Source organism: Rubripirellula lacrimiformis, from assembly GCF_007741535.1.
GTDB lineage: Bacteria > Planctomycetota > Planctomycetia > Pirellulales > Pirellulaceae > Rubripirellula > Rubripirellula lacrimiformis.
Genome location: NZ_CP036525.1, coordinates 3,597,241 through 3,619,527, shown reverse-complemented (window position 1 = coordinate 3,619,527; position 22,287 = coordinate 3,597,241). Strand labels below are relative to the sequence as shown.

18 protein-coding genes are annotated in these 22,287 nt (G+C 55.9%); 16 read left to right on the top strand and 2 right to left on the bottom strand.

What is annotated here, in order from left to right; translation table 11 throughout:
- Positions 1–296 precede the first annotated feature (296 nt).
- Positions 297–662 (top strand): hypothetical protein, encoded by a 366-nt coding sequence (locus tag K227x_RS12810; protein ID WP_145169967.1) that lies wholly within the window; start codon positions 297–299, stop codon positions 660–662.
- A 90-nt stretch (positions 663–752) separates the two neighbouring features.
- Here K227x_RS12810 and K227x_RS12805 read toward each other — a convergent pair whose 3' ends face one another.
- The gene (locus K227x_RS12805; protein WP_145169965.1) at positions 753–2,207 is read right to left on the bottom strand and encodes a sulfatase family protein; all 1,455 of its coding nucleotides are present in this window, start codon (positions 2,205–2,207) and stop codon (positions 753–755) included.
- A 344-nt stretch (positions 2,208–2,551) separates the two neighbouring features.
- On the opposite strand from K227x_RS12805, the gene K227x_RS12800 reads away from it, so the two are divergent.
- The 3 genes from K227x_RS12800 to K227x_RS12790 all read left to right on the top strand — a co-directional run bounded on the left by K227x_RS12800 (position 2,552) and on the right by K227x_RS12790 (position 4,874).
- The gene (locus tag K227x_RS12800) at positions 2,552–3,169 is read left to right on the top strand and encodes a MarC family protein (protein WP_145169963.1); all 618 of its coding nucleotides are present in this window, start codon (positions 2,552–2,554) and stop codon (positions 3,167–3,169) included.
- Positions 3,170–3,833: 664 nt separating this feature from the next.
- Positions 3,834–4,079, top strand: a complete 246-nt coding sequence (locus tag K227x_RS12795) for a hypothetical protein (RefSeq protein WP_145169961.1) — start codon at positions 3,834–3,836, stop codon at positions 4,077–4,079.
- Positions 4,080–4,262: 183 nt separating this feature from the next.
- The gene (locus tag K227x_RS12790) at positions 4,263–4,874 is read left to right on the top strand and encodes a hypothetical protein (protein WP_218933973.1); all 612 of its coding nucleotides are present in this window, start codon (positions 4,263–4,265) and stop codon (positions 4,872–4,874) included.
- 822 nt (positions 4,875–5,696) lie between these two features.
- Here K227x_RS12790 and K227x_RS12785 read toward each other — a convergent pair.
- Positions 5,697–7,868, bottom strand: coding sequence for a hybrid sensor histidine kinase/response regulator (locus K227x_RS12785; protein WP_145169958.1), 2,172 nt, complete (start codon positions 7,866–7,868; stop codon positions 5,697–5,699).
- A 548-nt stretch (positions 7,869–8,416) separates the two neighbouring features.
- On the opposite strand from K227x_RS12785, the gene K227x_RS12780 reads away from it, so the two are divergent.
- The 12 genes from K227x_RS12780 (at position 8,417) to K227x_RS12725 (ending at position 22,141) form a co-directional block, all read left to right on the top strand.
- Positions 8,417–8,662 carry a hypothetical protein gene (locus K227x_RS12780; protein WP_218933972.1) on the top strand — a complete coding sequence of 82 codons (246 nt, stop codon included), beginning with the start codon at positions 8,417–8,419 and terminating at the stop codon, positions 8,660–8,662.
- Positions 8,663–10,107: 1,445 nt separating this feature from the next.
- Positions 10,108–10,545: a hypothetical protein gene (locus K227x_RS12775; RefSeq protein WP_246146770.1), complete on the top strand. Its 438-nt coding sequence runs from the start codon at positions 10,108–10,110 to the stop codon at positions 10,543–10,545.
- Positions 10,546–10,778: 233 nt separating this feature from the next.
- Complete coding sequence (locus K227x_RS12770; RefSeq protein WP_145169954.1) at positions 10,779–11,219, top strand: hypothetical protein; 441 nt, start codon at positions 10,779–10,781, stop codon at positions 11,217–11,219.
- Between the two features lie 259 nt (positions 11,220–11,478).
- Positions 11,479–11,649: a hypothetical protein gene (locus tag K227x_RS30530; protein WP_218933971.1), complete on the top strand. Its 171-nt coding sequence runs from the start codon at positions 11,479–11,481 to the stop codon at positions 11,647–11,649.
- Between the two features lie 1,207 nt (positions 11,650–12,856).
- Positions 12,857–13,099, top strand: a complete 243-nt coding sequence (locus tag K227x_RS12765; protein ID WP_145169952.1) for a hypothetical protein — start codon at positions 12,857–12,859, stop codon at positions 13,097–13,099.
- Between the two features lie 157 nt (positions 13,100–13,256).
- A complete protein-coding gene (locus K227x_RS12760; protein ID WP_145169950.1) occupies positions 13,257–13,853 on the top strand; it encodes an RDD family protein in 597 nt (198 codons plus the stop codon).
- Between the two features lie 2,559 nt (positions 13,854–16,412).
- On the top strand, positions 16,413–16,676 hold the full coding sequence (locus K227x_RS12755; RefSeq protein WP_145169948.1) for a helix-turn-helix domain-containing protein: 264 nt from the start codon (positions 16,413–16,415) through the stop codon (positions 16,674–16,676).
- A gap of 139 nt (positions 16,677–16,815) precedes the next feature.
- Positions 16,816–17,154, top strand: coding sequence for a hypothetical protein (locus K227x_RS12750; protein ID WP_145169946.1), 339 nt, complete (start codon positions 16,816–16,818; stop codon positions 17,152–17,154).
- On the top strand, positions 17,151–18,788 hold the full coding sequence (locus tag K227x_RS12745; protein ID WP_145169944.1) for a toprim domain-containing protein: 1,638 nt from the start codon (positions 17,151–17,153) through the stop codon (positions 18,786–18,788). Before K227x_RS12750 ends, K227x_RS12745 begins: the two co-directional genes overlap by 4 nt.
- 231 nt (positions 18,789–19,019) lie before the next feature.
- Positions 19,020–19,508 (top strand): hypothetical protein, encoded by a 489-nt coding sequence (locus tag K227x_RS12740; protein ID WP_218933970.1) that lies wholly within the window; start codon positions 19,020–19,022, stop codon positions 19,506–19,508.
- A 44-nt stretch (positions 19,509–19,552) separates the two neighbouring features.
- Positions 19,553–19,984, top strand: a complete 432-nt coding sequence (locus tag K227x_RS12735; RefSeq protein ID WP_145169940.1) for a hypothetical protein — start codon at positions 19,553–19,555, stop codon at positions 19,982–19,984.
- Between the two features lie 36 nt (positions 19,985–20,020).
- Positions 20,021–22,141: a tape measure protein gene (locus K227x_RS12725; RefSeq protein ID WP_218933969.1), complete on the top strand. Its 2,121-nt coding sequence runs from the start codon at positions 20,021–20,023 to the stop codon at positions 22,139–22,141.
- Positions 22,142–22,287: the final 146 nt, after the last annotated feature.

Below are 22,287 nucleotides of genomic sequence, written 5' to 3'. Positions count from 1 at the left end.
GTAACGGGATTCGCCAGAATTCCGTCCCCGCAAGTTGCCTCCCTAGAACTCCTCTCCCTCCCCCTTCACGACTTCCAACGTCCCACGACACCAACCCACACTCCGCGAATTGGAATTCTGTGTGGTCCGTCGGGACAGTGACGGTGAGAACGAAACGATGATTGGTGCGGGTGCGTCCGAATGTACCGCCTGCTGTTTGCGGCATTCACCCCGGTCACCACCTAGCAGCCCCCCCCTCGCGTGGGAATGCAACCTAGGCTTGGAAACCATGTCCTGTCGGCTGTTAGGAGTCTTGAATGCGTATCGCTGCTGTCACCCTGTGTCTGTTTGTCTCTTCGTCGCTGGCATATGTAGCGATCGGATCTAAAAAAGGGGATTGGCGTGCAAGTCAAAACCCGCTGTTCACCGATGTCCTGGAAACTCGCGACAGTTCGCTGTTCGACCAATTCATTTCGACGTTGGACCCTGTCGTCATCAAAGCATGTGTCGCCGAACACGAAACGAGCGGCAAAACGGATTTGGACCAGTTAGCGAAATGTGGCGATTTCGATCTCTACGCCCGCTACATGCGAATCTCGAAATTCGATGCGGTCAAGAAGTTCAACTACGTCCTGCTGAACTCGTCATCGAAACTAGAGTTCGAAGACCGGCTGGCCCGATAGCTGGCCTGCGGCGCGATCGATCAGATCACGCCAACACCCCGTCACGCCCCCCCCCCGATCACGCCGTGAATCCGCCACGCCGGACATCCATCACTGGGGCAAACGTCGCGGCGTAACACTGGCGGCTTTCCCGATCGGACGTTGGCCGGGCCCCGGATGGCCCTTGTCACCAAGATCGCTTCGTGCCTGATCTGCCAGTTCGTTCATTCGGGCAACAATCTCGGGATGCTCCGATGCAACATTGTGTTGGCAAGCGATGTCGTCGACCACGTTGAACAGCAGCGTCGCGGACTTCTGCTTGCCACTGAAATGCGGGTGCCCGCCTGACGCTGCGATGGGCAAAAACATCTTCCACGGCCCGAACCGCACCGCCTGCAATTGATCCTGATGGTAGTAATAGAATGCCTGATAGGGCGTCTTAGCATCCGCGTCGCCAAACAGCAGCGGCGCGATGTCATGCCCATCGATGATGCGATCGGACGGTGGATCACCGCCAGCCAGATGAGCAAAGGTGGGCAGCAAATCCATCGTCGTCGCTAGTTCATCGCACACGGTCCCGGCAGGCACCTTGCCCGGCTGCCAGACGATCGTCGTAACTCGAAACGCCCCTTCGCTGGTCGTATAACCACGACCGTGAAGCGGCAGGTTCGAACCGCGGCTAAGATCGCTGGGATCACGCTGGATCGGAGCACCGTTGTCCGACGTCCAGATCACAAACGTGTTCTCAGCAATGCCCAACTGCACCAGCTGGTCAAGCATCTGGCCGATCGACCAGTCGAGTTCTTCGACCGCGTCGCCCCATGGTCCGTTCTGACTCTTCCCGCGAAACGCGTCACTGGAAAACGGAGTCTTGGTGCTGCCGGGCATGGCTTGGGGGAAATACAAAAAGAATGGTTCGTCCTGGTGATCGGCAATCCAATCCATCGCTCGCTCGGTGTACCGCTGCGTCAAACCGTTACGGTCACAGGGCGCTTCGATGACCGTTTCGTTCTCCATCAGCGGCAGCGGTGGCCATTGGGATCCGTCCCGGTCCCAAACTCGCGCCGTCATGTCGTCGGAATAGGGCACGCCGAAGAACCAATCGAACCCCTGCCGCGTCGGCAGAAAATCTAGCTGGTCGCCCAAGTGCCATTTGCCAACCATCGCGGTGGCGTACCCCTGCTGCTTCAGCACCTCGGCAACTGTGATCTCATCCGGGTGCAATCCGTAGGGGGACAAAGGTCGCAGCACGACACCATCGCGTGGATTCAGATGCATCCCGACTCGCTGTGCATAACAGCCGGTCATGATGCTGGCACGCGATGGAGTGCAGACGCCAGCCGTGACGCAAAAATGAGTGAACTTTCGGCCTTCGCGTGCCATGCGGTTCAGATTCGGCGTCCGGTGCAGAGTCGATCCAAAAGGTTCGATGTCACCGTACCCGAGGTTGTCGCAGTAGATCACGATGAAGTTCGGTTTTGCCGCCTCATCTGCCATCCCAACCACCGGCGATGCGGTCAGCAGCAAAAACATCGTCACCCAAATGCAGCGGGTTCGCGTCGTCATGTCTTGGTCCAAGTCCGGGAAGAAGTCCGAGATCGATTGTGCAATAGCTTAGTTTCTCAGCAAAGCCAGCGGTCAGAAAAGCCAGCGGTCAGGTCACGACACACAGATATGGCAAACGATCTGAGGACAGGCAAAGGATCGATCGCCATGGAGATGATCAGGGTCACAGCGAGTGTTTGTCAGGCCGCGGGATCGCGATTCCCCGATCACACGCCACACAGCCCCGAATTTTCCAAAATGGACGATTCAGCGACGGGCCAATTCGAGTCGGGTATACGGCAGATTTCAAAATGGTCCACTAGGCGTCGCGATTCGTTGTACCCGCCGTTCTTTGCCGCAACACGATGCTCGACTTCGTCAAATCCGTTTCACTTCTGCTGGCCTTGCTAAACCCCTTCTTGGTCATTGTCTACCTTTTTGGAGTCGTCCAAAGCCTCGACCATAGCACTTTCCGCAATGTGCTGGTCCGCGCTGGATTGATCGCCTCCACTGTCTTCTGCATTTTCGCTCTGGCTGGCGATCTGATATTTTCCAGCATCATTCAAGCAGAGTTCGCTTCCTTTCAGATTTTCGGAGGGATTGTGTTCTTGATGATCGGTCTGCAGTTTGTCTTTAAGGGAACCAACACGATCGAAATGCTGCGTGGGGAATCCCAACATTTGGTCGGCGCGATCGCGATGCCGGTGCTGGTCGGACCTGGGACGTTGAGCGCAAGTGTGGTGATCGGCAAAAAGCTTGAACCGCTTTTGGCGTGCGGCGCGATCATCGTTGCGGTCGCAATCTCCTTGTCGCTAATGCTCCTCTTGAAATCCCTGCACGATCGTGCAAAGTCGACTCAAGAGCACCTTGTGCATCGATACATCGAAATCGCGGGCCGTGTGACGGCGTTGTATGTCGGAACGGTTTCCATTGAAATGATCATGCGGGGCCTGCAAACCTGGGCACAGAAGTTCCAAAATTAACAAACACAGCACTCCCTCCCACAGAACTGGCGGCAGACGATCGATCCAATCGCTGAATCAGTCGTGACACTGGCGGGACGCTCACCCTACGAAATATTCGCCACAGCGACTCGTTCGCATCTGTCGCCCCCGTGCAACACAACTCGCGAAAACCTGTTCCCATTCGCTCGCTCCGAAAAAAGTCAAAATCGCAAGATCCCGTTCTGGACTGCATCGCACGTCCACAATCAATCGTTTCGGGCCGATGGATCCCTCTGAACATTTCGGCCTGGAACGGAAAACGCGATCTTCGCCGTGAATGCACTTCATTCATCCATTCCGCCAACCAGCGGACTCTGGATCCAATGGGTCGTCTGTGCTGTTGGCCTGGGATCTCGCGCTTCCAACCTACAGGCAGGCAGATCGACAGACCGGCATTCGATCGGATGGATGACGCCGCGTCGGAATCGATTCGCTGGCTGCACCAACACATCCATGACGGGAACAGATTCGACGGATCGGCGTCCGTGCGACCATGGCGGCCTTGCACAGTGCTACAACTAGATCCTCAAGAGTTCCACATCAGCGATAACGATTGCAATCCGATTTCATTCACACGACGGTATGCTTCGATTGCCGCTGTTGTCACGACTGAGCCCAGTAAGTCTCCAACAGGTTCTCCCCGATGCGTGAAAAAGTTGCTCCCTGGCTTCCAGCAGGATTCTGTGCAGTGCTTGCCGTGATTACCACGGTCGCCAACTTGTGGGCCTACCGCAAAGGCGGCTCGGACAATTCCGCGACGATGGTCTTCATGCTCTTCATGCCCATGTGTTTCTTTTTTGTCGGCGCGTACCTGACCCAACTACGCGACGAAAACCGTGAGCTGCGAACCAGGCTGGACGCGTTGGATCGCGCAGCGCAAGCGACCTAAGCGAACCAGAAGAGGAACTGGCCTGCGATGATTCAAAGGAATGCGAAACGACAAATCCGCTCCGTTCATCAGTGAAGTGACATGTTAGCCACAAGATGCATCCCGTTGATCGTGATTGCGTGCACCCCATGTACATTATCCGCAGCGGACGCGACTCGGGAAGTTCCGCGTTTCGTCAAGGAGATGGCGCAGTCGCACTTTGCGTCCCTGTCTTCAAAACCGCTCGATGTGCAGCGGGAAGTGCGCGAGTTCGGTTCTGACTTTTTGCGTGGATACCGTGATACCCGATTGCTTCCCAACGCCTGTTTCGACCCGGCGGGATTCGTCGCCGGAATCGAGTATCGCAACCGACACCCAAACGCAATACATCAGGTCCTCACCTCCTACGGCTATACACCAGCCACCTACGATGGCGTCTGGATCACTGGTTTCGAGGTGTCGGTGTTCAAGCCAGACAACGCACCGAATTTCAAGGACTCGTGGTGGCTATCAGTCAGCCGCGAGTGCAAAGAAGATCGGCTAAAGTGGAAACCGATGCCGTCTGGCTTGAATGCCCCCCTCTCAGACAACAAACAGATTCTTCCCGGAATGGGCAACCCACACCGTCATTGCCGCGTGCGGATCCATGGTTATTTGAGCCCGAAAGGCAAGTACGGCCATCTGGGGTTCAATCCTCACGAATTCGTCGCAACGCGAATCGCCGGTACCGGCCAGCTTCGCACCGATGCAAAACAGGCAAGCCATGGCTATCGATCCTACGATGGCCAACCTGCACCAACCGATGGTGACGACTGACCATCGGATACAATGCGGCCCGTTGAACAGAACCTGAACACCGCGACGTAAATCCGGACGCAACCTCGATCCCGTGTCATGCAGCCCCACACTGACGCTTTTGGTTTACCCCGTTGACTCAATCGCCAAATCCTTACCAACCGCCGATACCGAGTTCGCCCCCCGTAACGATTTGGTCACGAGTTGTACGGTTCCTTTCGAAACCGGCAACACGATTCGTGAGACCGGAACCAAGGTTCGATGCTGGAGAAGCCATTGTATGCGGAGGCATTGGTTTCTTCATTGACCCATCGGATTCACTCGCATTTTTTGCAGGGTCGCCGAGTTCGGACCATGGGGACGATCGGCTTGCTTTGATTGCTGAAGAAGCCCTTCGATTTCTGCCGGTCTTTCTGCATGAAAACCCCAAGTGCAGAAAGGTCGTTGAAGGTTGTCAACTGATGACGGGAATGGTCCTCGACTACTGTGGTTTTCGGTCACCAATCATTCACCCCGCGATCGTCGATCCTGCGAAACTCTCTGCTGCTCTGACAATGGATCCCTTGGACGTCCATTCGTCCAGAGACAAATAGCCACCGCGATGCACCGCAGTCGCGGCAGCGTGGCGCCCGCCGACACCTGCGTTAGCGTCGACTTGCTTCTTGCTGATCCGTCCAGCCAGATGCGACCGTCGATTCTTGCTTTTCGAAAGAGCTTTGCCCACAGGGACTCTCGACATTCACACACGCGGATCGGGTCCTCGACGGCGGTCCAGCCGTTTCTAGAGCGGGATCCTGCTTGGTGCGTTGGCGAAACCGGATGGTCCGGCCGGCGACGAGACCGCTACGACTTTTCTGCGATTCGAGCGAGAGTCAGCCTCAACAGATCGGCATCGACCGGTTTAACAAGGTGTTCGTCGAAGCCGGACTCGATTGCCTGGTCACGATCGTTTGCCTGACCGTAGCCGGTCATCGCGATGATCGTCACACCTTTCATGCTTTCCCGCTTCCGCAGGCGGCTAGCCAGTTCGTAGCCAGTCATGCCGGGCATTGAAATGTCCGAAAAGATGATCTCGGGCGAAAATCGATCCAGAATACGGATGGCATCGGCTCCGCCTTCGACGGTTTCGACTTGATGTCCCATTTTTTCGAGCAACCGAGCGAGAATGACTCGTAGTGCCCGTTGGTCTTCCACGACCAGAACACGAAATGGTCGTGTGGTCAGCGTTGCCGGTTGCGGCTTCGTTTCCTCGATAGCGGCGACCTCGTTCGATCGAAGCAACCGAACCACGAACTCGCTTCCGCGCCCAACGCCCTCGCTGTACGCCGTGACTTCGCCGCCATGCAGTTCGACCAATGTGCGAACCAGAGTCAAACCGATGCCGAGTCCGGCGTCGCCACGTTCCAAGGTGTCATTGACCTGTTCGAACATCTCAAAGACCGAATCAAGCTGGTCCGCTGCGATGCCAATCCCGTTGTCGGCAACGGAGATCACTGCCCACTCGCCTCCGGTGGTCTGCTCTACCGACACCGAAACTTTGATCTCGCAGCCCTTCCCGCTATATTTGGATGCGTTGGTCAACAGGTTCGAAACGACTTGCGTCAGTCGCCCGGGATCACCATTGACAAAAACCTCCGCTGCTTCGCATTGCACTTCGATGTGTTGTTCGTTGGTGCAAACCAGCGACGTCGTTGACTCGACGGATGTCTGGATAATTTTGTGCAAATCGATCACTTCGCTTCGCAGTTCGATCTTCCCTCGACTGATACGCGAAACGTCCAGCAGGTCGTCAATCAGGTGAACCATTTGATCACACTGCCTGGACATGACCTGTCGTAGTTCTTCGACTTCGTCATCAAGTTGGTTCATGCCCATCAGCTCGATCGCATGTTTGATCGGTGCAAGCGGATTGCGAAGCTCATGAGCCAGTGTGGCAAGGAAGACGTCTTTTCGTTGATCGACCTCCGAAAGCTTTGCCGCTAAATCCGCGAGTTCGTCTTGAGCCCGTTTGCGGTGAGTCAGATCTCGCATCACCTTGCTGAATCCCATCAGCTTTCCACGATCGTTCACGATGGCGTTGGTCGCACCCGAGGCCCAGAACCGCTCGCGATTTGCCCGCAGCATCCAGCGATCGTCATTGGCGACTCCGTGCTGTGCGGCGGTCCGAAATTCCGCTTCCGCCGAACCGTCGGCAATCGCATCATCAGGAAATAACAGGGTCAGGATATCTTGGCCGATGAACTCGCTACTGGAATAACCTAGCACCTGTTCGACACCTCGATTCCAGCTTGTCGCGCGGTGGTTGGCATCCATCGTGAAAATTGCATAGTCCTGGATTTGCTCAAGAAACCAACGCATCCGCGAATCCAGACGCCGATTCCGTTCGATCAAGAAAAGCATTCCTGCGATCAAGGAAAATCCAACCAGCGTGACCGCAACCGAGGTCCACCGACCAACGACATAGGAGTGCTCTGCTGCTTCACGACGCTGCGACAGAGCGGAAGTTCCAATGTCTCGCATCTCGCCGATGTGCGTGCGGATCAAATCCATCGTTTGCTTGCCGATGTCGGTATCCACGGCAGCCTTTCCCGCGTCCAGCCCTCCCACGCGACGAGCTTCGATGGCCATTTGGAGCTCTGCGATTCGTTCCCCTATCAACTTGCGAAGTCGCGGCAGCTTGCTGTGCTGAACCGGATCGTCCAGTGTCAGCTGGTCCAACTGGTCCACCACATTGTCGATCTTGGCCATTGCCGTTTTGAACGGATCCAAGTACGAGTCTTCACCGGTGATGATGAATCCACGCTGACCCGTCTCGGCATCCTTCAATGCCATTTCGGTCGAGGCGAGAGTCATCAGCACTTCGTTGGTGTGTCGAATGCGTCCTCGATTCTGCTGCAGCTGACCAAATCCGCGATAGTTCAGGACGCCACCTGTCACCAGCAGCGTGACGACCATCGCGATCGTAGCAGCCTCAACGAATCGCTGGCGGCGATAGGGATTTTCGCTGGGGATCATAGAGACAAGGTTGCACGCAGGGCATGTGGAGAACAGGTACGTCGGGATTCTACCTCCCAGAACGCGAATGGACGAATGCCTGCGGCGGTTCCCAATCGCCACTTTTCGGAAACAGTCAACGGATCGACGATCGACCAACGCTGCTGCTTTTCGTTCGCCATCGTTACGCCGGCACGCCTCGAACGTCGGCGGCGTCGCCGAGGACGTCTGGATGGCTCACTGACGTGCTGTCCCGTTCGTTGGTGCTTTCTCGATAGGCACCGGGTCCCCAGCGACCGGGCCCCCCAGCAACCGGGCCCACAGCGACCGCGTCCCGATGGACAACCGCAACTTGGTAGTCCGGCACGATCTTTGCGGCCCTCTCGGGGGTGAACCGTTCCTTCACCTTCCCCATCGGCTTACCATGGTGATCAGATATGCAGTGCGAATTCCGAGACGTGTCCGACCTGGATGACTTCCAATTCCAAGGCCACAGATATAGAAAACTGGATGCCCGCCGTGCGGTCCAGGTCCAGGATTGCGGTCTACCTTCATCGCACAGCAAAGCGATGATTTTCTACCCTGACGATGAAGTCTTCCCGCTGGCGGTAAGCGACGAGGTCCCATTCCTATTCGCAGAGTTGCCCGTTGGATCAGCATGCAAGCTGGAGGGATTCAAGATGGTGAAAACCGCGGCCGGGAAAGCAGCCTCCGTCTCGGAATCAGAGGAATCTCTTTCCACCGACGCAAGCCGAATCAGACAGGTCGACGATCATACAGTCGTCATCGCACAGGCAAGTCTCAAAGCAGGTTGAATCTTCTGACGCCTATTCCATCGCCCCATCGCGGCCGAACGGTTCACAAGTCATCCGCTATCTTCAGACACCCAAATCATCTAACCCGCGAATCTTTTCTTCCCCAATGACGAAATGGCCATTTCCAGTCGGACGACCTCAGGTTTCACTTTGATCCATTGAAACGCATGGAGTTTTGCTTTCGAGGCCATCCTTCACAAATGCGGATCGGAGGATGGATCGGTACTCCAGAACAATGGGTTAGAAAATGGATGGGGTTCAAAAATTTGCGATGGACCACTCGTTGGCGCAAACGCCGAAGTCTCCGGTTTGAATGGAGGATCCTTTCTCCTGGACGGCAATCAAATCCGGTCGACCCAGGTTTTTCCGCATTCCCACTTGCTACGCGTGGGGCACACTGCGATCGATCATCACGGATCGAATCGTCCGTTCGGAGAAAATGTTGGTCGGTTCCTAGCTAAGAGTCGCCTGAAATTTCAGAATCCGTTCGCCTCGCTTCCGTCTCGGGCCAAATGGTTGCGAACCATTTTTGTCATCAGCAACGGTGATCGCTTGAGCGTTACCGACGCCGCATGTACCAGGAAACACTCCAAGCGATTGCTGACTCGCGCGTGCAAGATTGACATCGAAAGCCGAAAGACTGTTCCATCAATCCAAGGAATCAACGAAACCTCTATCCGATTGGACAGCAACCGAGAAACGGTCTGTGTCCACCCGCAGCGGGTATCCCGAGCCGCATCTGGTAAACTGCTTTTTGATCGATCGATCGCAACTCGTTTTCCGACTGAAACCATCGCACGTAATCGCACGCGTGCAATTCGAGACCGAACGCACCTGCCATGACAACACGACAAACTCTGACACTGCTTTCCGGAATCGTTTCTGCGGTTTTCGCGACACTTCTGCTTTCGCTCGCACTGTTCCTTGCCCTGACGGGGTCTAGCGCACGCCAGCCAATCATTTTTGCCGTCATCAGTGTTTTCCCGCTGCTTATCGCGATTGCATGCTTAAGCTCCAAGCACCGCACCCCGGCGATCCGCTTGGTTGGCGGCATCACCGCCCTTGCGTTAGCGGGTGTTTTGCTGAACTCGTTTGTGAATCCACAACCCGAGATCGGGCGTCTAGGACCGACGACCTACTTAGCAATGTGTGCCGGGGGAGTTGCCATCGCCGCGAACGGGCGATGGCCGAGCTGACTTCATCCACCGCGGGCCCCCGTGCAAACGATCCGTGATGGGGATGGAGTCCGGTTTGCTTGGCGAGCCCACCATGAACCATTGGGATTTTTCACACCTGACCGACGATCGGATTGCAGCTCGTTCCCCAACTGATCGCGTCCTCCTCAAAATCAAACCTGCGCATTGAATCAGCACTCACCAACTGACACCACGGGCAGTCCTGTCCGTCACCACGTGGAGATGCACTGGGCCGTTGACGCGATAGCAATGACTTGGGCATCGCTGGGGTACGCCTCGCTTGGACTGATGGTAATGGGCGCGATTGCACTCACTGGTACGCCATTTTCGCTCGCAAGCGACGACAACGCATACGTTGGAATGATTGCGGTTCCGTTCGTCGTCGGCTTTGCCTTTGTTGGTGCCATTGTTGGCTGCTATTTTCGCTCTCGCTACCTAGCCGCTGCCACCTGCTTCGTTCCGCTGTTTTTGTTTGCTTGTTTGCTTTGGCTTTCTGATCGTTTCGGTGATTTAGGCGAAGGTGAGCAGGTCGTAACCCTATACGCGAATGGACTGTTCATCGGTGGTTTCTCGATGATTCCGGCATTCTTCAGGTTGCCATCCATCGGGGGACTACTCTCGTTGACGCTTCCACACTTCCTAGCTTTTCTGATCGCCATGTATTTCATCAGTACTGTTGGCCTCTAGCGATATCTCGTTGGTGCCTGGATGTTGCAGCCCATGTGTGCGTCATGCTGTAGAATTGCCTGCGACGTTCGGTCCCTGTTTCCCACTGGTGTGGCTTCATGACCGGACGAGGATCGAATCGCACCTAAGCGTTGCACCGGCGCGGCGGTGTTGTTCTCTTGATTGATTGCAAGTGATTCGCCACCCATCGGTGATTGCTACCGCACGCCGGTGAAGGAAATTGAATTCACATCATGACCGACGTGGACAACAACACCGATCGCTTGGTCGAAACGATTCCCGACGACTTGCTGCAACTTTGGAGGAAGGGCCCGGTGTTATTCGCGGGCGACCAGCAATTGCCGGTTGTGGAGCTGTATGGAACCATCCTGACGCTTCGCTGGGGCGATGACGTGATTTGTTGCGACGCTCGCGACTGCCACTTTCGAATCGGTCGCCCGTGGAAGATGAAACACAATGCACGCTCTGCTCGCCCACTGTTCCCTTTTGGATCTCATGACCTGATCCTGATCGACTTCCCCCCGCTGCATCGCACACTTTTCGGACGGGTTTGGTCGTACAATACGGCAGCCGTAGGTTACACATCGCAGACGTTGGCTTCTTGGCGACCTGCACTGGCAACGGCAAACGCCACACCGAACGATGCAACCGAGCGTCGAAATCGGGCGTTTTAAACTGGTAGATCTTCGGTCGCCGCCAGCTGATCGCAGACATTCCCCCATCCAAAATCGACAACGCTGAATCGCGATGCGACCGTGCAATCAATGCGGAGAACCGATCGACAACTCGGCAGTCGTGTGCGTTGCCTGTGAAGCAAGCTCCGGCTCGTCCCACAGGACGTCAACGCCTTCTCCAGACGCCCGACCACGCGAAACCGATTGTTGCAGCGTCAAGCAATCCTCTCACTGGTCTCTGATATTTGTCGGTGCTGGATTGCATGGCATACCGGCAGCGATCACGATGATGATCGCTGCCCAGATTGCATTTTGGTCCCGAATCCCACTGACCACGACGTGCTACATCGGACTTGGCGTCCTCGTTGCATACGCCTTGTTCGGTGGATTGGCCGACCGATTGCCGACCGGTGTGGACAAAGCGGAGTAGCCATGGCTAGCACCGGACACCACAAGCCGAGCGAATTCCCGGCTTCTCGTCATTGCTTTGGAACAATCGGGAAGATGGCAACCTTTCGCGGGGAGGTGGGAAGCGCGAGACACGTTGTCGGAGCGGTTGCTACCCGGACAATTTCGTTGGGCCATTCGTGGGTTTTGTGAGATCGGCCAACGCTTTGCCATGCGCCGGACAGGTTTCATGGCCAGATACGGATGGAGTCGGGCTGCTGACTTGTGGGTAACGCATAGACGGTTAACCACGTCCACACGAACAGGCCAGCGAAAGTAGGTTTCTGATTCGTGTCATTCGTGGTTGAAGCGCCTTGGTTGCCTTTGCCCGCACACGTCATACCGGCCCATTAGGTGATGAACGGGATCATGCAATGGAGTGAGGCTCAACAGGCGGCTGACCATTCTCGTCGCAGAGGACAAGAACACGATCTGTTCGCAACTCAAGCCCCCGGCTCACGACCGTCAACGCTATCGTTCGCTCCGTTCCGCGCCGTTCGTAGTACCGGCTTCAGAGAGCGTCCAGCTTAGCCGCGTAGCGGCGGCAGCTTATTGCCGTGGGGCTTGCCCCACGGTTAGCGATCACTGCCGCAATCTTGATCTCTTCGGCCGGGCCGCCCTCAGGCGGTCCGGTCGAGAAGATCATTGGGGGATGCCACGTCCGGTGGCCAGAGGCCACCGGCATGATGCTTTCGCCTCTCCGAGGCTGTCGGAAGCTGGGCGGTCTCTTCAGGGCGCAAACTCGATCTGCACAACCTTCGCATGCAGACAAAAGCCCGTTGGTCAGTCTTCTCGTCTAGATGCTCCAATCACTGGCCCCGCTGATGCGTACTGTTCAACGATTCTAGGTTGATACCGATGCTTCACCGTGACGTCAGTCGACCCGACATCTACTCCGCATTCTGCGTTGCGTGCTTTGGCTTTGGGTACTTCGCATTTGGTCCAGCTGGTTCCCCTGTCGCTTAGGGCGTTGGAGCGTCAGTTGCACTGTGGGGTTTGCTGCAGCGGATTCGCAAGATTTAGCCGACCGACTCGTGCTTCTCGCTGGACAATTTTTCCCCGTCACGATGAGACGAGTGACAAGCGACTAGAATACAGTCGCTCATCCGCTCGCCCCCGCTGATATCCACCGTCATCCGACTGGGCGCGGTCGATGCGCATGCCGATTCATCCCTTGTCCCACCAACTTCATGTCCAAAGATACAGACGAGTTTAGCCGCAAGTGGTTCGTTCGCTGCGTTGGCGTCTTCTGCGGAGCCATGCTTGGAGTGGCGATTGCCGTCGTGGGACTCGCCTTCACTGGCGGAGCCGAAACTGGTTCGATGATTGCCGCCGCCGTACTCGGAACCATCGTTGGCGGTGCATTGGGGTACGGATTTCCCGACTTCGCTGAAATGTTGCTGCGGTTCGCAACCTACTTTCTGCGTCCTTAAGCAACGAGCGACACGAAGAAATAGCAGAACCGTGACACACACCTAAAGCGCACTCGAAAACGAGTTTTATTTTCACCTACTTTTGTTTCCACGTAGCGTTACCGCTCGTCCCCTGTCATGCCCACCGTAATCCGAATGAAATCAATCGTGACCCAACATGACGCTTGACCGATCACTTGGAACAGGAGCGTATTACGAGCTCGACGACTACGCCAGTTTTTCCCAGCGCGTTGCTGTCATGGTGGTTGACACTGCTGTGCTTGTTGTGGCCTGGGTTGCACTTGGGATCGCAATTCTGACGGCATTCTGGTTTGCTGCCCCGGCTATTGATCCGTCTGGATACATATTTCTCCTTGGGGCCGCGGGTGCCTGGGCGTACCTGGTTCCGCTGAAGCGTTCCCGTTTACGCACGATCGGCTATCGCTTGCTTGGACTGATGATTGTGACGACCAAAGGCGAACGACCGTCACTGTTCACGATGACCTTTCGGATGATGATGTGGTTATTCGGCCCATTCAACCTCTTGCTTGATCTGATCTGGCTTGGTGCGGACACCGAGGGGCAATCCTTGCGTGACTGCTATGCCGGGACTTACGTCCTGCGTAGCGGTGCGAGACCGATCGGATTCGCGCCTGTCCATCTGACCCGATACAACGGCGCAGGACTCTCGATCGCCTACCCACGAGTTTGCCGCCCGCTTACCGACACGACGGACGGCGGATCTCTAGGAACGCCACCCACTTTCCGCCAGTGAGCGTGGCAATTCGCTGTAGAATAGACGCGATGCGGTGACCGGGAAGACGTTCTTCGGCAGCGCCCCCGAACCGCAGCGTCACAGATTTGTTTAGCGTTTCATTCACCAAAGTAAGTCATCGTTTCTTACAAACGGAGCATCGTCTGGTCGTACTCTGCGACGGCTGGACGCTTTCCGACTGGCAGAGGAATCCAATGATCGAAGCTCGCCACTTGCTAAGTTTTGTAACGAATTCTGATGGAAGCATGGTTTCAATCCACGCGGACCTCGCAGGAATTGACTTGCTGATCCATGAACTCAATGTCCTGCGAGACGACTTGCTCACAAACGACTGCCCGCATACGCATCTTTTCAGCTCGCCCCCAAATGCGCCCCAACTTACGAAGACTCAACTTGAGAACCAGGACATGGAGGTCACCTGCGTCGACCACGTGAAGATCTACGGATGGAATGCCGAATGGGCTGCCCGGCATGGGCTGTCGCCCAGAACAAAACCAGACGGCGGATAGCCAAGCTGGACTTGGACATCGCGAACTTGCGAGCCGATGCTCAAGCCCTCATTGGTTTGATGATGAGATGCGCATTTCGTTGCATTGATACCGGGCGTGCAATAAGCTGGGCGCCAATTGAATCCCCTTGACTTCCGACTACCAAGAGACACCTCTGGCGGCCGGTCACCATGAGGTGCGAATGAGGACGGTATGGGGTCTGGCGATCGAAGAATCGCACCCATTAAAACTCGCACCTAGGCGTCAGGTAGCCGGCGTACGCTGCTGGAACCGGCGTGCGAGTTTTAGAAATGTCTGTCGTGGTGGATGAGGCCACGAGTCCGTTCGGGTAAAGATCGAACCTGCGCCGTCGTGGGATTCGCCAGAATTCCTGATCGTTGGGTTGGCGGTGGGGGAAGGGAAGGGGAATTCTGGCGAATCCCACGACGCTAGTCTCGATGCTTTTCGATCGTGCGTTGCGATGCCAGTGCGGGTGCGCTTCCGATTCGTGTCATTGGTGTGATTCGTGGTTGAAACGACTTGGCTGCATTCTCCTGCGGACGTCCCTGCCGGTCGGAAAGGTGACTAGCGGGAGCATGCGTTGGATCCCGATTCATCAAGTCAACGACGACAGACTTTTCCGAGCGTTTTTGGCGCTGTTGGATTTCGAGTCACGCCTGCAGCAAGTCGCAAATCGGTGAACCACGAATCACACTAATGACACGAATAAGCCAGTGCAGGAAATGTCTGTCGTGGTGGATGAGGTTAAGAGTCCGCTCGGAAAACGATTTAGCCTGCGACGTCGTGGGACTCGCCAGAATTCCTGATCGTTGGGTTGGAGGTGGGGGAAGGGAAGGGGAATTCTGGCGAAGCCCACGACGTTAGTGACGCTTATTTTTCGTGGGTGCTAAGTGTCACCGGCAGTAGCGTTCGCCGACGCGATGGAAACGATTCCCTCCATGGCGGCCGTCATCATCTTTGCCTCGTCGGTGAACGTGGCTTTCAGCCTGCTGACGTTTCAGAAAAAGACTGCCAATGCGGATAGGATTGTCGCTGGAAAGGCCGTGACGATTTCCAGGCGATTGCCAGAAAGCGGATTCGGACGAATGCCCTCGATGCAGAAGGTGGTGCAACCCGGATCAAGCACGAGGCCGAGAAGTATGCATGGTTGGGGAGCACTACGCGATGGCGACGGAAAACCGCCGCCGCGCTGCTTCCGGTGGAACCGATCCGAAAGTGGTACGCGAGAAATCCTGTGTACCAATCCGTGGACCAAATCAGGAGGGGGCCCCATTGCGTCCCGAGCCACCAAGCCCGGAAAACACGGACAAAAAGAAACCCGCTGAATCCCCGAGACATCGGGAAAACGCGGGTAAATGGGCGATGAGGGACTCGAACAATCGCCTGATTCAATGGTCTCAGGTGCTTCGCGTAGAAAGCGGCACACGAAAGCGGCACACTTGGCAGACGAAACACTGGATTCGAATCTTCGCACGCTCATCGAGTTGTGGCCTGGCCTTTCCGCCAAACAGCGAGCCGAGATCTTGTCGATAGCTTCGCAATGACAGGGGAATGGCACCTGAGAAACTATTTTTCGCCAGCGGTCCCAAAACTGATTGACGGGAGCAGACAAAAGCGTAAATTCGCACCAAGTGAAGCTCGTGGACCATCCTTTGTTTTGGTTCGCGGGTCTCTCAGCTACTAACCCGGACCTCCGAGGCATCGGAGGTGTACCACTGGGTTAGCAGTGCCGCCCAAGGCCACGCAGTTACAAAATGTACGCAACACACGCATTGCACTGACGGCTATCGATATCGCTATCGATAGGTAACTGTATCTCCTGCTGCTTGGGCAAAACCATGAACCGAAAAACCCTACTCTCGTTAGCCGAGAGGGAAACGGGCCGCCCCACGCGGCGGCATCATCTCGAGCACGCCGTAGCGATCGGTGTCGTCACCGATATTGAGCGTTCCGCAAACGGATGGCGTCGATACGACGACCGCCATCTGGCTGAGTTGGTCTGCTATATGCGGACCCGAAGTCGGTCTGAGTCTCAGATGGAGCTGAGCCAATGACGGTAGCCACACAATCATCAGCCCCGCTGCCGATCCGCCCCGATATGGTCATCGACGGATGCTCTGTAGCTCCGGTGCATCCGATTGCAGTGTCGGTTCGGACGGCGGCATCCATGCTGAGTTTGTCCGAACGCACCATGGCCAAAATCATTTCTGATGGTGAAATCCAGACGGCAAAGGTTGGCAATCGTCGCTTGGTGCCGGTACATGGTCTATCGGACTGGCTTGACCGTCGCATCAACGGAGGTGTCGACCAATGACGTGACCCCAGAAACGACAAACGCCCGGACCTGGGGAGATCCGAGCGTTTGGCGTGTATTGATGTCGCTACGTGAGGGAGGGGAGATCTCGTCGCGACTTTGTCCAGCAACTACCGCAAGCAATTATGGAACACCCAAAGTGTACAATCAGAATCCCAATAAATCAACACCCGGCGACGATTTTCCGTCGGGGAAAGTGACCGCGATCGGTGGTCATCCGCACCGCCAATACTGGCGTGACGCTGACACTGATCGCATCCTGTCGGTGCCCGCTGTCACCCTGGTGATGGCGGATGGGTTCTTGTTTTCGATCAATACCGAGACGCAGCAACCGCTCGACGATGGCGACCCGAATTATCTCGGCTGGTTACCGGAGGGGCATGATCCGCGATCGGAATGGTACGACATGGTGCCGCAGGATGCGGAGATCATCACCGTCGATGTGTCAGCACCTGACGCGAAGGGTGGTGGTGTATGAGTACCTCTACATTCACGATGGATTTCACAGAGGTTGACGCGGAAGCAACTGGTCGGTGCAAATCGATCATCAGTGCCTTGACACCCATCAGCGAAGACATTCTAGAACCTCGCCCCAGCAATCAGAAGAACGATCACACGTGCCCGCTTTGCGGACACGGCTCGTTCTTTGTTGACGAGGACGTCGACCAGCATGGTCGCGTTAACTGCCATCGATGCAACATTCATACGGGCGGTCCCCGCGATACCGTCTCACAGTTCGGCGGTTTTGACAGCCATGAGGCTGCTGAGCGAATCGCTGAGTATCTCGGAATTTGGTCGGCTGAGGACGTGGGCAAGCCAAAGCCTACCTTGCCAAAATTGGGCATCGTGGAAGCTGTGTCGAAAGCAAAGCGAATGCCACTCGATGCATTCCGCAAGTTTGGAGCAAAGCCAGAAAAGCGAAAGACAGGTGGGAAGTTGATCGAAGTGGCTCGAGTGCCATTTTGGAACGAGCACGGCGAGATGTTTTCGTACTGCGACCTCACTCCCAACGATAAAGCCCTCAACAAGCCCGGAAAAGGTAATACTGGGTTGTTCCTGCCTGGCAGAGTCCCGGCAGCGGGCGAGACTTGGCACGGCGTCGAAGGCGTCAAGGACGCCGCAGCGTTGACTGGGCTTGGCTATCTAGCGTTTGGGTATTCCGGTAGCCAACTAAACGAGCGGTTTGCACCGCTATTTCGCGGTGCAAACGTGGTGCTGGTGCCCGACTTGGATATGCCGGGGCAAGTCGGAGCCCAAAAGTCAGGCGGACGACTCTTTGGCATTGCCGAGTCGGTTCGCGTTGCTCGCTTACCTGGCGAGATTCTCGCCAGCAAAGGCAAGGATGTTCGGGACATTCTCCTGACAGAGGAAGGCGAAGCGAAGGTCCGAGATGCAATTGCGAATGCATCATTTTGGAAGCCGGATCCGGTTGGATACGCGGACTCTCTTGACGCGGATGAAATCGGCTTGAGCTGTGCAAGTGAAACGCCTCCCGGCAATGCAGATAAAAAGGCTCAAGGTCTCCAAGACTGTGAACTGATTTTGATCGATGGTGACCCTGTTTCGTTTCGCTTTCGTTGCCTATCCGTAAGCGAAAAGTTCTGTGAGCTATCGGACTGGGCACCATCTTTGCCCGCAATGAAAAAAGAATTTCTGAAGCAGACACACAGGCCGCTACCTATGGCGGTGTGCCGAAAGTGGAAAACACTTCCTGATCGGCTGGCACGCCCCGGAGTAATGACGGTCGAGCGACCAGACGCGTCCGAAGACTACACATGCGTAATCGCGTCCGCTGTGCTTAGACATGCAGCAGGTTGGCTTAGCTTTGAAAATGCCGCAGCAGTGGATTGGGATTTGGTTGGTCGGCGTGGGTCGATTCGTATCAGCGGAACCGTCTACCTTCACGCTGAGAATCTACACAGCGTGCTATCGGTTGAAGACAGAATGTTTGAGCTAACCCGGAAGCGTCTTGCAAAAGTACTTCGATTAGCCGGAGCCGAATCTAAGATCACGCAACTTGGGAACGGATCGACCGCGACCCGGAAACGCTTATGGCCGTTGTCAACCACGAACATCGAAAAGCTGGAGGGAATCGCCATCGGCAACTACTGATTCGACACACCATCTAGCCAATGTCACACCATCTGAGTGAAATTTTCAGAAATCGCAAAAGTGGTGTGATGCCGTGTCGGGAGTCGATCCGGTGCGGGAATTTACGGCTTTCTATATGACACAGCAAAGGGAATGTTTGGTGTGTCATGGTGTGATGGTGTGTTTCGAGAATTACTAAATCTAATCGACCCAAAATCCAAATTTTCACCTCTCATATACAAGACCTATTTGATGCCTCGGCGATGCCCCAAACCGAAACGACCAGCCAGACGCCCAGGCGAATCCGTCGCCTCGCTCGATGCCCGCTGGCGTGCTTACGAACGCCGTTTGCTCGGCGATCCGGCGATGCCGACCCGCCCGACGATCGACCCCGAACTGACCGGCGTCGACCGTAGTCGGGAAATCGCAATGCTCGCAATCAGCGACCGCTTCGAACGAGTCTCCGGCATTGGTGTCCTGCACCGGAACAAGCAAGGCAATCGGTACGCACTCACGATCACCGATCCGAATGAGGATGATTCGGAAATGCTGACCATCATTGTCGGTCGGCTTGCAAACCACGCCAGGCGTCTGCTGTTCACGATCGAGTCGCAACGATTCGACGACGACCGTGTCCGCTGGTGGATTCAGTCCATCTACGACGATGATCGGGCGGGCGATGCGTTGGCCGAACTGATCGACGCAGGGCGACGACTGGGGCTCGACGTTATCGACGCGTGAACTCTACCGATTCCCAAAGGGGGAACTTTTGAAGATGAAAATCCATGCCAGAAAATGCAAAAAAAGACCGTCAGTCGGAAGCTGATTTGCTAGCGGCTACCGTCCTCAGCGAGCGGTGCTCGATCGGCACCGCGTCCGAAACCCTCGGTTGGTCAGAATCGAAGGGATACAAGCTCAGTTGCACCCCGGCGTACCGAAAGGCATTCGCGACTCGTGTGACTGAGCTAGCCGATGCCAACGTTCAATCGGTCGTGCATGCTGAGAGATTGGCAATTGACACGCTGGTCGGTCTCTTGGTCAACGCAGACCCGAACGTGGCAGCGTCCGCCGCGAAAGGCATCTTGGGTCATCACGCACGTGCGGCGGCTTCGATCGATCGTCAGCTTAGCCGAATCCGTGGCCAAGAAATGTACGACCGCAGCCGCGACGAAACGACGTTCTTCGAAATTCTGGCATCGTGCCAAACTTCAAATTAAGCCAGTCCACAAACCCCATCTTTGGAAAACCAATCCATGACCACCGACGAAAAATTCATTGTCCGACTGCGTGCCGATCTTTCGAAACTTAAAAAGGATCTGCTCACCGCACGACGACTCGCCGCTACTTCAGCAGTTGTTCCGGTCACCTTCACGAAGTCGGCACGATCCGAGTTCTTTTTGAAAATGCTGGCTCGCCAAATTGCGAGCACGCAGGCCAGGATAACGCCCACAATTGACCAACGTCCGTTTTCGCGTGCGATGGGGCAGATCCGTTCTGAGGCACGTCGACTAGCCCGCGAACCGGCAACAATCAAGATCCAAGCGGATACCAAAGAAGCCGAGCGTCAGCTTCGCCACTTCCGATCACTTGCCGGTCGCCCTCTGGGTGGTCGTGGTGGTGCGGGCGGGCATGGTGCCCAAACGGGGTTCTTCGGCAGGTTCGCAACGGCAGGATTAGCCGGTGGGCTCGCAGGCGGCGCGATATCTGGCGGTGCCGCTCTAGCGGCGGGCGGTGCAGCGGCAGGCGGTGCGGTTGTTGGCAAGACGCTTAGCACCGGCATCGGTTCGCTCGCAGACATCGAAAAAACTAAGTCGGTTCTTTCGATCATCCTCAAAGATGGTGACAAGGCAGCGAAGTTGTTCGCCGAATTGGAAGCGATCGATTTGAAACTTCCCGCCGATCTTCAACAAATCAGCCAAGCTGCGACGAAACTTGCCGCTAGTGGTTTTGCACCGGAGTCCCTCGCTTCGGATTTGACGACGTTGATGGACACGGCGGCGGCATCTAGCGTTGGTCTCGGGGAGGGACTCGACAGATTGACGAGGGCATTCGGACAGATACGTGCGAATGGTCGCCTGATGGGGGAAGAATTGCTGCAAATCTCCGACCTTGGAATCAATGTGGAACGCGTCACACAGAGCCAGTGGGGGATGTCATCGCGTGACTTGGCCGAAAAAAGCCAGAACGGCGAGATCAGCATCGATGAGGTAATTGACGGGTTGCTCGCAGGTTTTCGAACTGACTTCGGCGGAAGCCTGGAAGCCCAATCGAAGCTGCTAATTGGGCAACTCGATCAGGCAGCAGACCAGATGAAGGCGTTCTCGCGGTCGGTAAGTCTTCCTCTGATGGAACCGCTCAAGGAGTCACTTGAATCACTCAACTCGGCAATGAATACTGACGAGTTCGATGAACTGACCGATGCACTGGTCGGCGTCAGTGAAGCTGCCGGACCGTTCATCGCACAATTAGGCATGATGGCCGAGTTAGCCATCAAAGGAGCGGGCGGTACAGTCAACGCGGTCAAATCTACAGCCCCCGCCGTCGCCACCGAAGTTGCCGGTTTGGCTATTAGTGCATCCAAGCTATACGGCAACTTGAACGAAGCCACCGGCGGATTGTTCGGCGACGTCGCCAAGTTCACAGCAGGTGCAGTCACGCCGGGCAAGCGGATATTCGACGACGTAACCGGCGTTGGGAAATCGGCAGTCGATGCCGCGTCGGACTTCGTCGTGAACAACCAGACGCCGCGAACAAAAGAACCTGAGAAAAAGCCGACAACATCGATCACCGAAGGCTTAACCGCAGTCGGCGGGAATATCGCGGGTCAGCTTGGCGACACGGCCAACATGTTCCAAACTATGGCAGATAGCCTGGGAGCGTCCATGGCAGACCGTGCGGCAGCATTCGGCGAGTCCACCGGCATCGACTTCGAAGGCTTGCCCAAGCGTGCCACGATGGCGGCAGCGGACCTGCAACGGGGTGATGTTCTTCGAGCCGATGAAGGTAGGCAATACGATGCGATGGTTGCGGATCTGCCCAAGATGATCCAAGGCTTCGCCGAGACGATCGACGACCCCGCGATGGCGGATGCGTTCAAACGATCGACCTTCGACGTGACTCAAGAACGTGACGGCAACGGTCGGATGATGCCAGTGGTTCAGCTAAAGGAAATTGGCGAGCTAATGAGCCGTGGCTCCGTCGAGCGGACTGACTTTGCGGGTCTGAACACGATTGTTCAGAAGAACGTCGACCAGCAACGCGACCGCGAACTCGCAGAAAAGCGAACCGCACTTGCCGAGAAATCGAATGAGTTCTTGCAAGCCATCTCGGCAAAGCTGGACGATCCGAGATCGACGACCGTCGCGGCAGGATAAAAAGCGAAATTATTTTTGCTTTCAAGATGCATCAAGACAAATCGAGGGATCGCCAAATTCACGGACGTCTGGCGATTCTCCGGTGCATTATGTGGACATGAACAATGCAAGATGCGATCTAGTGTATTCATCCGATCGGCACCCGA

Bases quoted from the DNA above. Each gene is read 5' to 3' on its own strand.
- K227x_RS12775 (WP_246146770.1), top strand. From the start codon at position 10,108: ATGACTTGGGCATCGCTGGGGTACGCCTCGCTTGGACTGATGGTAATG.
- K227x_RS12810 (WP_145169967.1), top strand. From the start codon at position 297: ATGCGTATCGCTGCTGTCACCCTGTGTCTGTTTGTCTCTTCGTCGCTG.
- K227x_RS12780 (WP_218933972.1), top strand. From the start codon at position 8,417: ATGATTTTCTACCCTGACGATGAAGTCTTCCCGCTGGCGGTAAGCGAC.
- K227x_RS12725 (WP_218933969.1), top strand. From the start codon at position 20,021: ATGACCACCGACGAAAAATTCATTGTCCGACTGCGTGCCGATCTTTCG.
- K227x_RS12800 (WP_145169963.1), top strand. From the start codon at position 2,552: ATGCTCGACTTCGTCAAATCCGTTTCACTTCTGCTGGCCTTGCTAAAC.
- K227x_RS12745 (WP_145169944.1), top strand. From the start codon at position 17,151: ATGAGTACCTCTACATTCACGATGGATTTCACAGAGGTTGACGCGGAA.
- K227x_RS12785 (WP_145169958.1), bottom strand. From the start codon at position 7,868: ATGATCCCCAGCGAAAATCCCTATCGCCGCCAGCGATTCGTTGAGGCT.
- K227x_RS12760 (WP_145169950.1), top strand. From the start codon at position 13,257: ATGACGCTTGACCGATCACTTGGAACAGGAGCGTATTACGAGCTCGAC.
- K227x_RS12755 (WP_145169948.1), top strand. From the start codon at position 16,413: ATGACGGTAGCCACACAATCATCAGCCCCGCTGCCGATCCGCCCCGAT.
- K227x_RS12765 (WP_145169952.1), top strand. From the start codon at position 12,857: ATGTCCAAAGATACAGACGAGTTTAGCCGCAAGTGGTTCGTTCGCTGC.
- K227x_RS12770 (WP_145169954.1), top strand. From the start codon at position 10,779: ATGACCGACGTGGACAACAACACCGATCGCTTGGTCGAAACGATTCCC.
- K227x_RS12735 (WP_145169940.1), top strand. From the start codon at position 19,553: ATGCCAGAAAATGCAAAAAAAGACCGTCAGTCGGAAGCTGATTTGCTA.
- K227x_RS12790 (WP_218933973.1), top strand. From the start codon at position 4,263: ATGGCGCAGTCGCACTTTGCGTCCCTGTCTTCAAAACCGCTCGATGTG.
- K227x_RS12795 (WP_145169961.1), top strand. From the start codon at position 3,834: ATGCGTGAAAAAGTTGCTCCCTGGCTTCCAGCAGGATTCTGTGCAGTG.
- K227x_RS12740 (WP_218933970.1), top strand. From the start codon at position 19,020: ATGCCTCGGCGATGCCCCAAACCGAAACGACCAGCCAGACGCCCAGGC.
- K227x_RS12805 (WP_145169965.1), bottom strand. From the start codon at position 2,207: ATGACGACGCGAACCCGCTGCATTTGGGTGACGATGTTTTTGCTGCTG.